The sequence below is a fragment of the Mesorhizobium sp. M0152 genome (genome assembly GCF_040322415.1).
GTDB lineage: Bacteria > Pseudomonadota > Alphaproteobacteria > Rhizobiales > Rhizobiaceae > Mesorhizobium.
The window spans coordinates 1-12,335 of the sequence record NZ_JAMYTH010000077.1 but is presented as its reverse complement, the minus strand read 5'-3'; the positions used below and the strand labels follow the sequence as shown (position 1 = coordinate 12,335).

12 protein-coding genes are annotated in these 12,335 nt (G+C 56.8%); 8 read left to right on the top strand and 4 right to left on the bottom strand.

The features are described from left to right. Positions 1-729 precede the first annotated feature (729 nt). The 3 genes from NKJ26_RS32410 (at position 730) to NKJ26_RS32400 (ending at position 4,048) form a co-directional block, all read left to right on the top strand. Positions 730-1,617, top strand: coding sequence for a YqcI/YcgG family protein (locus tag NKJ26_RS32410; protein ID WP_352699862.1), 888 nt, complete (start codon positions 730-732; stop codon positions 1,615-1,617). 86 nt (positions 1,618-1,703) lie between these two features. Further along, on the top strand, positions 1,704-2,957 hold the full coding sequence (locus tag NKJ26_RS32405) for an APC family permease (protein WP_352699860.1): 1,254 nt from the start codon (positions 1,704-1,706) through the stop codon (positions 2,955-2,957). Continuing rightward, positions 2,954-4,048, top strand: a complete 1,095-nt coding sequence (locus tag NKJ26_RS32400; protein WP_352699858.1) for a radical SAM protein — start codon at positions 2,954-2,956, stop codon at positions 4,046-4,048. The genes NKJ26_RS32405 and NKJ26_RS32400 overlap by 4 nt, the downstream gene beginning before the upstream one ends. Before the next feature lie 579 nt (positions 4,049-4,627). Here NKJ26_RS32400 and NKJ26_RS32395 read toward each other — a convergent pair. Beyond that, positions 4,628-5,356: a helix-turn-helix transcriptional regulator gene (locus NKJ26_RS32395; protein WP_352699856.1), complete on the bottom strand. Its 729-nt coding sequence runs from the start codon at positions 5,354-5,356 to the stop codon at positions 4,628-4,630. Between the two features lie 976 nt (positions 5,357-6,332). On the opposite strand from NKJ26_RS32395, the gene NKJ26_RS32390 reads away from it, so the two are divergent. Then, positions 6,333-7,145: a hypothetical protein gene (locus NKJ26_RS32390; RefSeq protein WP_352699854.1), complete on the top strand. Its 813-nt coding sequence runs from the start codon at positions 6,333-6,335 to the stop codon at positions 7,143-7,145. 808 nt (positions 7,146-7,953) lie between these two features. On the opposite strand, the gene NKJ26_RS32385 is transcribed toward NKJ26_RS32390, so the two are convergent. After that, complete coding sequence (locus tag NKJ26_RS32385) at positions 7,954-8,184, bottom strand: hypothetical protein (protein ID WP_352699852.1); 231 nt, start codon at positions 8,182-8,184, stop codon at positions 7,954-7,956. Positions 8,185-8,547: 363 nt separating this feature from the next. On the opposite strand from NKJ26_RS32385, the gene NKJ26_RS32380 reads away from it, so the two are divergent. The 3 genes from NKJ26_RS32380 to NKJ26_RS32370 all read left to right on the top strand — a co-directional run bounded on the left by NKJ26_RS32380 (position 8,548) and on the right by NKJ26_RS32370 (position 10,407). Continuing rightward, positions 8,548-9,138, top strand: coding sequence for a hypothetical protein (locus tag NKJ26_RS32380; protein WP_352699850.1), 591 nt, complete (start codon positions 8,548-8,550; stop codon positions 9,136-9,138). Between the two features lie 212 nt (positions 9,139-9,350). Further along, on the top strand, positions 9,351-9,707 hold the full coding sequence (locus NKJ26_RS32375) for a hypothetical protein (protein WP_352684941.1): 357 nt from the start codon (positions 9,351-9,353) through the stop codon (positions 9,705-9,707). A gap of 1 nt (position 9,708) precedes the next feature. Continuing rightward, complete coding sequence (locus NKJ26_RS32370) at positions 9,709-10,407, top strand: transglycosylase SLT domain-containing protein (RefSeq protein WP_352699848.1); 699 nt, start codon at positions 9,709-9,711, stop codon at positions 10,405-10,407. Between the two features lie 42 nt (positions 10,408-10,449). Here the strand turns inward: NKJ26_RS32370 and NKJ26_RS32365 are convergent, their stop codons facing one another. Both NKJ26_RS32365 and NKJ26_RS32360 read right to left on the bottom strand, forming a co-directional pair. Next, on the bottom strand, positions 10,450-10,782 hold the full coding sequence (locus NKJ26_RS32365) for a hypothetical protein (protein WP_352699846.1): 333 nt from the start codon (positions 10,780-10,782) through the stop codon (positions 10,450-10,452). 145 nt (positions 10,783-10,927) lie between these two features. Then, complete coding sequence (locus NKJ26_RS32360) at positions 10,928-11,377, bottom strand: helix-turn-helix domain-containing protein (protein WP_352699844.1); 450 nt, start codon at positions 11,375-11,377, stop codon at positions 10,928-10,930. A gap of 443 nt (positions 11,378-11,820) precedes the next feature. Between NKJ26_RS32360 and NKJ26_RS32355 the strand changes: the two genes are divergently transcribed. Beyond that, entirely contained in the window at positions 11,821-12,162 is a 342-nt protein-coding gene (locus NKJ26_RS32355; protein ID WP_352699842.1) for a hypothetical protein, read from the top strand. The last annotated feature ends 173 nt before the right edge of the window (positions 12,163-12,335 follow it).

The following is a 12,335-nucleotide window of genomic DNA, read 5'->3' as shown; positions in this document are numbered from 1 at the left end:
CCCCCCCCCCCCCTCCCCCCGCCTCCCCACCCCCCCCCTCGCCCCGCTCCCCCCGAGCCGGGGGCGCGCCCCCCCGCCCGCGCCCCCCCCCCCCCCCCCCCCCGGTTCCAACAAGTATCCGGGCGCTCACAGCGTTCAGGTATCATGTGATCGACCTTTGGCGGCGTACGCTCCAGCGACGCAGCCAGAAGGACGGCGCTACGTGGGAATGGATCGCGCAGTTAGCCAACGACTACCTTCCCAAGCCTTGCAACCTTCATCCATGGCCGAGTGTTCGCTTCGCCGTCAAACACCCGAGGTAGGAGCCACGTGCGGGAAAGCCGCCCGCGTGGATGTGTGCCGGGGGCGCACAGCAATGAGCGTCCCTACCGCGAAACTCTCATCCTGATCGGGTTCTTCCGCATACTCATTGTCGGATCCTCGACGATGTTAGGACATGAGACGCAGCGTTCTATGAGTGATCCTGTTGTTTTGACACGATATTCTGGTTTGGTACGATGCATGCAGGGCTATCCCCAAACGCGTTGAGGCAAGGACTGAGGAGACATCAACCATGACCAGGCCCGCCCAACATGCGGTCTACCCGCGAAAACTGAGCTTTCCGAGCCGACGGAAGATATTGCGCATTACAGCGGCACATCCGGCATCTCTCAACTAGCAGGTGTTTTCAGGCCCCGGCTTTGATTTGTCGTTTTGCCGGATTGAGCCGCGCGGAGAGACAGCCACCGTGTGGGCGCAGCTCTCGGCGCGAAGGCGGTGACGGCGATAGCACGGCTCGCGGGCAATCGGATACATGCACGCCGCATTGCACAAATCCGTCTGCGCAACGAACTCCAACAACGGATTGCCAAATCGAATTGGGAGAAAGACATGCTGATCAACCAAGGAGAACTTGCTAACCTCACTGCTGAATTCTGGTGGGGCCACGCAGCGATTTCGCACGTTCTGTCGAAGTTCGAAGCCGAGACAGAAACCCGCCCTAGGTTTCCCTGTATTTTCGGGCAGAACGCGGTCAAACGAGGCAATTTACGCTTCCTCCTCATTCCATACAAATTCGAGACTTCACAATATGACCTTGGTGTTTTGGCTTCTGGGCTACGCACCTACATCGCACACACTAATATTCGCTCCGTCGCCCTCAACCACCATTGCCCACTACTAGTGCTTTTTGAGCCAATAATCACTCTTATAGCCACAGATCATTTCAAGAAGGTATTCATAGAAGCGATGCAGTTTCTACTGGATGAGGATCACGGAACTTGGCCTGCGAACGTATCCAAGGATCCTGCGCATCATACGTGGACGATGTGCTTTGACGGCTGTGAACTGTTCGTGAATGTAAGTCATCCAGGGCATATTCTTCGTAAAAGTAGAAACCTAGGCCCCGGGCTGGCATTCGTTATAAATCCGCGCAAGATCTTCGACATAGCTGCTCCCGCTGATCGGAAAGGCAGAGCCATAACAGCAACGATCAGGCGCAACATCGACATCTACGACGATGTCGCACACAGCCCGTTGCTGGGATCTTACCTTCTCGGCGAAGCGCAGTGGCCGCAATACATGATCCCCGACAACAATGAGGAGGCCCCACTCGAGTGCCCTCTGCACTTCAAATGATTGACAGTACACCAAAGGATTCGCCATCCGCCCCGCCTATATTGCGACTGTCATCTTAGTGCCGAATTATACTTTCCGAGGGTATTATGAAAGATATTATCGATAACGAACTCAGGGGACATTTGGGGCTCGCCTCAGGGACTTTGCTTATAGCTACAGTGATCCTTGGATCCGGCATTCTTGTGCTCCCAGGACTAGTGTTCGCAAAAATCGGCGGTGAGGGCATCTACGCATGGGTTGCTTGCTCGTTGCTGTCTGCGCCAATCCTCGCCACGATGGTTATGTTAGGCAGTGCATACCCGAGTGCCGGCGGTGTTGCGTACTACGCTAAGCTTGCTTTTGGCCAATACCTTGAACTGCTCGTGTCAATGCTCTTTCTTGGAGCAGTAATTTTGGGCTTGCCATCTATCGCGATTGTGGGTTCGGCCTACCTACAAATGCTAACTTGGCCCGGTGTTGATGTTCATCTGATTGCGGCGCTACTTATTTTGCTTGCTGGCTTTTTCGCCCTGTCCGCTGGTGAGACATTCCGCAGTGGCGTGAAGCTGGTGGGCGGTTGGTCCTTATCGCTTTTGATAGGCGCTCTCTTTGTGCTAATCGTGCTGGCAGTACGGGCCAACGGAGTCCGCTTCAGTCGACCCTCAGATTTCCCGTCGATTGCGAGCCAGATTCCGCTGATCTTCTTCTCCTTCACCGGTTGGGAGATCGCGTCCCATTTGTCCGCCGATTTTAGGAATCCTAAGAGGGATTTTGGCCGAGCAATGGTCTTTGCCTTTATTCTGATCTGCGCCGTCTACGTCGGCAGCGCGGCGCTCGTGCATATCGCTGATATTAAGTCGAACTTCAATGTTCCAATATTCCAGGCTGCGGCGCAAATCGCACCTACCGCTCCACATTGGCTGGTTCCCGTGCTTGGCGCATCGCTGGTCGCTGCCAATCTCTTCGGGTCAGTTGTGGCCGTCTCACGGCTGGTATTCTACCTCTCCAGACGACACTTCCTTCCCGCCAGTCTCGGTTGCTTGCACAATGGTGCGCCTCGCAACAGTGTCTATTGCGTGGCTGCAGCCCTGATCATAGTCGTCGCCTGTGACCAGATTGGGTTGCTCAATATCGAATTAATGTTCAGCTTGGCCGGAATGAACTTTCTTGCCATTTACGTCGTTTCGGCGGTTGCACTGGTCCGACTCAGGCAAGGATTGGTTTCGAGGCTACTTGCTGCTGTGATTGTCATTCCCGCTGTGCTGATCATACTCGGCGCCGGAGTCTCTCTCCCTTATATTGCATCTATCGCCCTCATTGCCATTGTTTTGAACCGCAACAATCGAGCGGAACTAACATGAACCAGTCCTCCATCAATCAGGCGTTCAAGACCATCTCTATCAAGCAGGGACTGCTGCCCGTAAAGGTCACGCCATTCTATGAAATGAAAGTCAGGGAAGAAGTTGAGGCGCTAGGCAATCATCTGGGGCCGCTTCATCGAGCGTCCTTTCCAACGCAGGACAAAATTTCGTTGAGGGCTCCCAATGAGGTGAACGACTTCGTCGATGACCGATCAAATGCGCTCGGCGATACGAACAAAACGTCCTTGATCAGAAAATACGCCGACCGCATCCTTTTCCTACCCACCTCGAAGTGCTTTGGGCATTGCCAGTATTGTTTCCGAACAGACGTGCTTACAGAGAACAATGCCGTTGACCCGCGAAATGGACAGAATGCAGATCTGCGCCAGCTGCTCGAATATCTACGCACCCACCCAGAGGTCACGGAGGTAATCCTATCAGGCGGAGATCCGTTGATCCTGCCAACATCCCGGCTGGAGGTAACCATGGAGGGGATTCGCTCGGTTCCATCGGTAAAGTCGATCCGTATTCATACAAGAGCTATTGTGTATCAACCAGATGCGTTCACACCAGAGAAAATTGAAATCTTTGCGACGCACAATGTCCGCGTAGTTTTTCACATTGTGCATCCGTATGAAATCTGCACAGATGTATCAGAAAAAATCGAAGAGCTTCGACGGCGCGGAATCAGGCTCTACAATCAATTTCCGTTGTTGCGCAACACAAATGATCATCATTTAGTTCTCAGTCGACTCCTGGAGAGGCTTGATGAGATTGGCGTACGCAACCTCTCAATCTTCATCCCAGATCCCATCAACTTCTCTGCAGCATTCCGCGTGCGTTTGGGTCGCGTCTGGCAGATCGCTGATCATCTTAACTTCATTTCACCATCATGGATCAATTCGACACGATTTGTGTTCGACTCCAAAGGCGGAAAAATGAGGCGAGAAAACTATGTTGCGACGAATAGCAGCAATGATGTCGCCATCTTCGTCCGCGACGGCAAGCCCATTTCCTTTCCCGATTTTCCGGAGCATCTTGATGTCCCCGGCAAGATCGAATTCATGCTGTGGAAACAAAAGTGGTTGTAGGGCTGAAGGGTATGCCCGCCGAGGTAGTGCTTATGTTTGGACGGACACCGCCTTTTTCCTGGGGCTGGCTTTACTGTTGGGCAGCGGCTGCGCGCACAGCGATGATGGTACGGTGATTATTCCGCGATCGCTTGATGCCAGGCGATTCTTTGACAAAGAGCCGCCAAGCCTGCAAAAGCCCCACATCGAAACCAGCGTGTTTCCGGTTGCGCCACAGGAGCCGGAAAGGCTCGAACCGCGCCCTACGGCAAGTCACAAGACATCAAACAGACGTGGATCGCGGGTCGCAAGTCCTCCGCTCTCCTCTTCCGAGCCGCACAAGCTGCTTGTCTGCAATAACGTCAGCGAGCCCGGCAAGCGGTACCGTATGGTTTGTGAATAGGGCACTTGGTTTGGCCAGCGTTCTGCCCTCAGAGGGTCGCGGTGCCTTTCCGGATGAGGTTGTCCAGAGCGCCGTCTCCCTTCTTTCCCCATGATCTAGTCATTCATCATTCTATAATCCCAGCTTCACGGAGCGGTACAAATATTGCCGGCGGCAACCATCGCCGGCGGCCCTTCCCGGAAGCGCTTGGCTAGCGATCAAAACCGTCTTTGGAAGAAAAGGCCGCGCTCTGTCGCGATCGCAACTGCATGCGCCAAGCTTTTGGCACCCAGCTTGGCCCGTGCCAGATCAAGATGAAATCGGACCGTGCGAGGGGATAGCGACAGTATCTCTGCGGTCCGTTTGACCTTCTCTCCCCTCGCGTACCATTTCAGGCATTCGATCTCTCTGTCGGAGCAGACCGTCTGATGGAGAGCCCTTCCTTGAATTCGACCGATAGCATGGTGAAATTCGCCGGCGAGATGCTGGAAGTCACGAACCTGTGATTTGAGAAACGCCTGCCACGCCGCTGCGTTCTCGTTGCTCGTCACGCTCAGAATGCCGCGGTCGCCGTCGACACCCCTAACTGGGAACGTGACGCCATGCTTTCCGGCCCCATGTTCCCTCGCTTCTCCGAAGAATGTCCGCACAGCCTTGTCCGATAGGTCAATTTCCTTCCAATCAACCAATGTCACAGCACGCAGCCCGTAGGGAAGCACGGGATCGATTTCGAAAAAATCCTTCTCGATGTAGCGTTTCACCCAGTCAGGCGAATAGGTGGTCACATAGAACGGCTTACTCGGTTCCTCATAAACCGGCCTGACGGTAAGAAAGGCCGCCGTCTCCAGGCCGTAACTTTGGACAATTGTGTTCAGAAGGTCCGCTGCATCCGCAGGAGAGGCAACTGCTCGAATACCCTCAGTCATGTAGTGAAAATGTGAGTCCAATTGCGCTTACCTCCTTGCTATCGACGTGCCTCTCCGAGCCATTCGCGCGGGCTATTTAACTAGGTTGCTCCTCGCGGGATTCCAGCGTCTTGCGCCCTGTCAAAAGTGACAGGCGAAACCGCCAGTATACTTAGGTTGCAACCCGCTTTATTCCAGATTGCATGGCCACAACCGGCGTGGAGGAAACGCCTTGGATACGATCGTAATTTCGTCAAACGATGTGGGTCGGCAGACTAACTCAACACATGCCTCGCGCCGTGCATCACATCGGAGTTCCGGAACGACCGACCACGAGGTTTGCCGTTTCTGTGCGGAGCTGGAACAATTAGACGCTGATAGGGATGCTCTTTTTGCTTTGTCCCCTCCACCTGTGCCGGGCAACCCTGCGCAGAGCAAGCAGTTCTTCACAAAGCTGAATGCGATTACGTCTCTCTATTTAGCGCTCGAACAGCGGCTTCGGGAGGCTCACAGCGACATCAAGCAAGCCTCCCCACGAAGCCGCTGAGTTCGTCCAGTCGGATGCCATTGCGACCGCCGCGCCATAGCGCGCATTCAGAGTATCGATTGCCTGATGGTCCCAGCCCTCGCCGAAATCCAGAAAATCAGACCGCCACGCGCCAACTCGATACCGAGACCCCTACCCGGCCCATCGGGCACCGATCCGGATACGAGCACCCTCCTTCCCTGGCTGGATATGAGTCAGAGACACTTGCACGGCGATTTGCAAGATAGTTTACTGATTCAATGAATCTGAAGAGGAGTGATTCATGGGAACCAGCAATCAACTTTGCTTCGTGCACCTATCGCGGAGTCGACGGCTGCGACCTGGGCCAGACCGCGACGCTGGGAAAGCAGACGTGGCCTTGTGGCGTTGTCGCCATGGCATGGCTCGTAACCGCCACCTTGAAAAAATGGGTTGTCAGCTCGCCGATCCGGAAAGACGAGGCTATGGCCAGGGCGTCGTCCAACCAGCGAAATGGCCGACGTCGCCGGCGAGAGGCTGAAAGCAGGCGTAGCCGTCACCCTCCCCGATGATCCCGATCGTCGCATCCCCCTATACGCCCAGATCGGGCGCGAGGCTCGCAAAACCCATCGCGGCAGTTCGGCCAGCACCTTCCAGATGCCTTGGCTCTACCGGAAATTCTCACCTGCGAAACCCATGACCCTCGAACACGATATGCGTACCTTTCGTCACATCCTCCCCATCGTCGCATCCGCGGCCTTGCTCGCCGGTTGCGCCGGGCGAGTGCCGAAGGCTGCACATTCGGTCCCGCGTGGATCCGTTTCGGCTACGGACGCCTATTGGAAGCCCGATCGGGTCAGTCGCAGCCGGCAGGAATATGCGCCCGACTGGGGCCGCTTCCCGCCGATCATTACCCAGCGTACCGGCTACCCAACCGAAACTCAGGCGAATAACGCCTTGCGCCGCTCCCATTGGAGCTCTGTGCCCGTGCGCACGCTCATCACCAAGGAAGGCATCAAGACGATCTCCGTCCCCGCGGAAGCCCCGGACACGATCGCTGCAGGCGTTCGCGTCTTTGCCTGCCGGCCAGGAGCGCTCAATGGCTATACCGGCCGCGTGCAATATTACGACGGCCCCGTCGTCGCCTGCGCTTCCGACCTTCTGTCTGCCGATGGTCGCGTGCTCGCCCGAGTACCCCTCAATTTCTACTACTGGCAGAAGGCTTGGCGCGTCCAAGACCCGAGGTCGTCCTACAAATCCGTCCCGTGGGCTTATCAGGAACCCTCGCCACCCAAGAGCAAGGGCTGGTTCGGCAACCGCTACTAAGCGGCGGCAATCACACTACCGCGTGTCGGCAGGCCAGATGCGCACAGAAGCCGACGGCCAAACCAACGGCAAGGCGCCGGCGTCGCCAAGATTGTCCGCAGCGTATCAGAGGTAAGCTGCGAGCGGCTTTTACGACGCTCCGGATTTGTCGTCACGCAGCGTGCCGATTCACCAACGCGTCTCTTTCGTGGAGACCCCAGTTCGAAGATGGCGACGGTCGTCTTCGGCGACTTCGAGCCTATTGTGTGTGGTCGCGCCAGCAGTCATGGCCACCTTCAGCACGGCGGCCGCGTCGCACACCTCCGGCCGAAAAATCATGCTCCCGCACTTTTGCGAGATCGATCTGTCGTTCGGCCAAAACCGTTTCGCAAGGCCTTTAGTTCAACCCCTTTTCGAGGCGAAATCAGTGTCAGTGCTCGGCATTGCTGACGGTCGCCCACGAAGATCAACTCGCGGGTACGGGCATTCAGGATTCCGGGGGATCGAGCGGTACGCTGCACAGCCTCCCAACATCGTAGCTACTTCACGGTCGAGGTCATCTACCGGTTAGGTTCTGCTCTTCTGCTGGGGGCTCGCTTCGCACGAACACCTCCAGCACCTGCGCGATATCGACCCCTGACGGCGATCCGTCGCGCACCATACCCCTCGATACCGCCGAGCGCATGGCTCCAATGACGCAGCATGCCGCGACGAGCGCTGCCACCATCGCCGTCGGTCTCGGTCAATAGCTGCTCCGCCAGCGCCAGCGCTCCTCGCGGAATTTGATCGGCATCTTCACCACCAAGCGACCACTGACGATTTTCTTCCGTCACGGCGACACCTCCCGGACTGTTCGATTTGACCATTGGCGGCCGAGCTGGCGGAGCGGATCTCCGATCGCCGCTGTCAGCACATGAGACAGCTCGATCGCAATCGCGATCGAGAGCGTTGCCGTCGCCGGAGCGCCCAGGAATTGGCCAAGGGACCAATTGGACATTGCCAGCACCGGCAGATGGATCAGATAGAGGGCATAGGAGATGTCTCCTAAGTGGCGCAGCATCGTCCCGGCCAGTTCACAGAATCATCCCGCAAGGTCGCCCTTGTCACGATCCACCCGCACATCAGGGCCAGCGCGGCAGTTCCACGCCATGTGTCGCCGGCGGCAAGATCGACAACATGAAGGCTCCGACCGTCATCCAGAACCCCGCTTCCATGTTACCGATCCCCCGCAGGTGCTCCGCCAGTCTTGGCCATGCGCTTTTGCCCATGGTTGCTCCGATCGCCAGCCCTACCGCGATTGCATCGATGCAGAACGTCCAAAGCGGTCCAGCCCCGATAGGCGAGCTTCTTTGTTCATTCAAATATCACGCTCGACAACCGCTAAGACATTGATTTAATCATAATGCACAAAAGCGAGGCAAAAATGCACGAACGCCTGACATTTGTCGCAGTCGCGACTGCCCTTACATTGGCGCCCCACGCTTCGGCTCAGTCGCTCACACACAAACCGAACGCCTGGCGCGCCGTCGCCTACGCCGATCTCGAGCTCCCGAACTCGGAAGCTGTGCCCTACGCCTCCCTATGGGCCGACCGGCTGAAGCAGAATAACGACGCCTACGTGGCCAAAGGCGATACGCGCTTTGCGGTCGCCAACGCGCCGGCTTCCGAGAGTCACATCGTCGTGCGCAGCCCGACCAAAACCGTCGTCCTCTCGGTCCTGCACACGCTCACCGGCTGCTCGCCGATCCGCGCCGATCCTGTCGGCAATGCCACGCTGAAACGATGCCCCATGCGCTTGGCGATCTACCAGAATGGCCGATCCACGGTCGCTGACGCTGGCTCAGGCTGTTTCATCGAATATGGCGCGCAACCGAATAACGTCCGCCCCGACGTCGCTCGGAATGGTGCAATGGGTGCATATGATGTTCAGGCCAAAACTATTCGCGCCGGCATCGTATTCCAAGGTGAAATCGCCCCGGAATGCCAATTCCGGGTCCCTGTCCCGCAACCCTAGGTGAAGCCGCGATGCCCGGTGTGTTTCCGGCAACCTCGACATTCGGAAGGAGCGCAACCATGATCTACATGGAAAACCTGACCTTATTCAGTACACCAGCCTGCCACCGGCCATCGCCACCGGATCAAGGCTTCCCTCACGGCGCGCGATGCGCGGCCTTGACCGCGGCTCCTGCCGGCGGCCGCGGCGGGATAACGTTCAGGAGATCTGCCATGGCCAGCCCGACAATCTTCACGACTCTAGCCGTCTTGATCTCGCCGGCAATCGCGCAAGCGCTTGATCCGCTCAAGGCTCCGCAGGGGTCATACGTAGCGTCTACACACACATGTGCCGATCTCGACCAAGGCGTCGGCGCTCTCGAACTTGCCGAGTTTGACGGCGACGCAATCACCGTCGGCGCAAGCACCTGCAAGATAGCAGGCACCCGTCATGCAGGCGATGCGTTCCAAGCCTCATGTACAGAGCGTGGCAGCAGCTCCCCGGTCATCACGCCGATGAAGATTACGCGCCCATCCAGCGACGCGCTCTCCATCAATGGCACCATCTATAATTTCTGTCCGGGGAAGTAAGATGCTGCGTACCTTCCGAATACTCCTCGCCGCGCTCCTGGTCGTCGGACAAGCGCCTGTTGCGCAAGCGAATTCCTTTGGCCAGGATGCAAATTCTTGCGACCTCAATGACAAAACGACCTTGCGTTCCCTTTGTAAGAACGGAGCGGGTCTGCCGAGCTATCCGTCCACGCAAGAGATGATGGAGCGCAGCCCGAACATCGCCAATATGATTGTAGACGCCGCCAACAAGTATGGGGTTGATCCCAAGCTCGTTCTTGCCGTGTCCGCTCACGAAGGCGCGATGTCAGCATGTGCTGGCTCCTTCAGTGGCGTTCTTGGACCGATGCAGCTTACGGGGGCGACCGGCCGCGCCTACGGGATGGATCGGGGCATCTTGTCCGAAAACATTGAAGGCGGCGTAATGACGCTTCGCGATGCCGTCAAATCGTGCGGCGGCACGTCAAGTATTCGCTGCCTCGCCGATCGTTACAACGGCAGCACGGAAAGCCAGCGCCGTAACTGGACGAACGACGTAAACCGCCGCTATGCCGGCCTCAATTCGGCCGGCCAATCCATTCGTGAGGGGTGCGGCGCGCAACCGGTCTGCCAATTGGGACCAGGCGACTTTCAGACGCCCAACGGTGGTGAGACAAAACTCGCTTCATCCGCTCCCGGTCCCGCCAGAAGCGACATCAATGTTGCCTCTGGTCAGGTGTAACCCCGTCTCCCCATTGAGGGCCGCGCCGTCGGCCAGCCGCCTTCAATGGGAGAGGTTTCGCGACGAGAGCTTTCCAAATCCCCGTTTCAAATGGCTTGCCAGCTCCTGGCGCACATCATCAGGCCATTGCTCCATCCCGCCGCAGTTCACTTCGGACGCAACCAACGACCAGTAGAGCAGATCCGCGTGTCGTCCTTCGAACAGAGCCGCCACGATGAACTGTCCGATCACCAACGTGATCGTCTCGGGCTTGCCTTTCTTCCGCAGAAATTCGGAAACCTCTTCCACCCATGGTTTCGGGCGGCAATCGACGAACGCCGCCGCTTCATTATAGAGCGCATTGTCTCCTGCGACTTGCCAGAGATTCGCTTGCATGGTGAACCCTTCAGCAAAATGATGCCTTTGCATCGACGCTGGCGGATTTTCTGACGCGAGTCAAAGAAATATAAAATATATTTTCCGCCTATCGTAGCAAATGAATCTACGGCGGTAGTTTAGCAGTTTCTACATTTCTTGTATGCTACTGGCTTGTCCTGCGTCTCTTTTTGACCGGAGGCACCTGCTTCTCGGAGGTTACCCCAGCGGGGCTGGCTGCCTCTCTCAAAGAAGGAACACCACTGAACTCCGTCATCGAGCGCTTCACAGCACGCGTGGCCTCAATATGCCGCGCAATCTCGGTGAAGCTGAAGCCGAACGTCTCGATGTCCCGCTTCACGCTGTCGTCGTCACCAGTCCGACCAATGAGCGTCCACACCGGAACCTTCAGGTGCCGCGCCAGCCGCTCCAGGGTGACGAATGTCGGGTTCCCCTTCCCCGTCCGCAACTGGTAGAGCGTGCCGCGCGATAGCCCCGTAGCGTCGGCAAAACTCGCATAGTCCGGGTACTCGTTCTCGATTTGGCGAAGTCGCAGGGCGAGCAGGATCGAAAGCCAACCATCGCTGTCTTCTGTCTTGTTTTTAAATATCGGCACAGTTGCACTCCTGCTTATCGGTCGGAATATGACGGCCATTTTTTGTAAAATGTCTAGTGCTCAGCTGTTAGCCGAGACGATGACTAAATGCCTTATTAAAGTGTCGCGGCATTCCCATACTCCCGCAAAGTGACGGCGTATAGCTTTTGGCCGCCGCTAAATCGTTGCCAGAGCACGATAGCATTTCGATCTGCATGCCCTGTTGAAAATGAATAATTAAATGGTTCAGTTTGGACGGCTTGGTCATCCGACTCATGAATTTGTCGTGTAACACCTCAAACGCCGCCGCACTCTGAGGCCGATACCGCCAAGGCGGCACCATGCCCCCAGCCTTCGAAAAACGCTTGATCCATGAGGGGCCATCCTATCTCCGTTGATCATTCTTGATGACGCTTGATCTGTGATATTATAATGATCAACATCGAAATAGGAGGCTCTGTGTCATGCTCATGAGGTTCGCGTTCGCAATTTTCGCCGGCGGCGTGCTCGCTTTCTTCGCCCTGCCCGATCAGGAAGCCGGCCTTCGCCTGCTCAGCCTCTCTACTGCTTTCGTGATCCTGTCCCTCGCCGCCGTCTGTGTCATCGAATTTCTAACTCACAGTGTCGGACGTCATCGTCTTCGCTCGTCGTTACAGCCGTCGCGCTGTGATGGCGATCTTCTTTTGCATGACGCTGCGAAGTACGAGCGCTCCGCCTGGTCGACGTCCGGCGTCAACCCTAAGGATCCGAACTTGGTTTGGCAGTACCGCCTGAACGATCAGCGCCTTGGCCGCTTCAAACTTTAACAGGCCCTACCGTGGCCAGGATTACGCGCACAGCCGATCCTCCTGTTCCGTCAGGTCTGCGATCTCCTGGTGCGGTAGCCCCAAAAATGGCGTTGGTGCGCGGATATGAAATCGAACGCATTTCGATCATTAATGTAGTTGGTTATGCCTGCGTGACTTGACGCCGGATAGAC

Excerpts from the sequence above, each read along its gene's own strand:
- NKJ26_RS32370 (WP_352699848.1), top strand. The coding sequence starts at position 9,709 with ATGCTGCGTACCTTCCGAATACTCCTCGCCGCGCTCCTGGTCGTCGGA.
- NKJ26_RS32405 (WP_352699860.1), top strand. The coding sequence starts at position 1,704 with ATGAAAGATATTATCGATAACGAACTCAGGGGACATTTGGGGCTCGCC.
- NKJ26_RS32385 (WP_352699852.1), bottom strand. The coding sequence starts at position 8,184 with ATGCTGCGCCACTTAGGAGACATCTCCTATGCCCTCTATCTGATCCAT.
- NKJ26_RS32355 (WP_352699842.1), top strand. The coding sequence starts at position 11,821 with ATGCTCATGAGGTTCGCGTTCGCAATTTTCGCCGGCGGCGTGCTCGCT.
- NKJ26_RS32400 (WP_352699858.1), top strand. The coding sequence starts at position 2,954 with ATGAACCAGTCCTCCATCAATCAGGCGTTCAAGACCATCTCTATCAAG.
- NKJ26_RS32380 (WP_352699850.1), top strand. The coding sequence starts at position 8,548 with ATGCACGAACGCCTGACATTTGTCGCAGTCGCGACTGCCCTTACATTG.
- NKJ26_RS32375 (WP_352684941.1), top strand. The coding sequence starts at position 9,351 with ATGGCCAGCCCGACAATCTTCACGACTCTAGCCGTCTTGATCTCGCCG.
- NKJ26_RS32365 (WP_352699846.1), bottom strand. The coding sequence starts at position 10,782 with ATGCAAGCGAATCTCTGGCAAGTCGCAGGAGACAATGCGCTCTATAAT.
- NKJ26_RS32390 (WP_352699854.1), top strand. The coding sequence starts at position 6,333 with ATGGCCGACGTCGCCGGCGAGAGGCTGAAAGCAGGCGTAGCCGTCACC.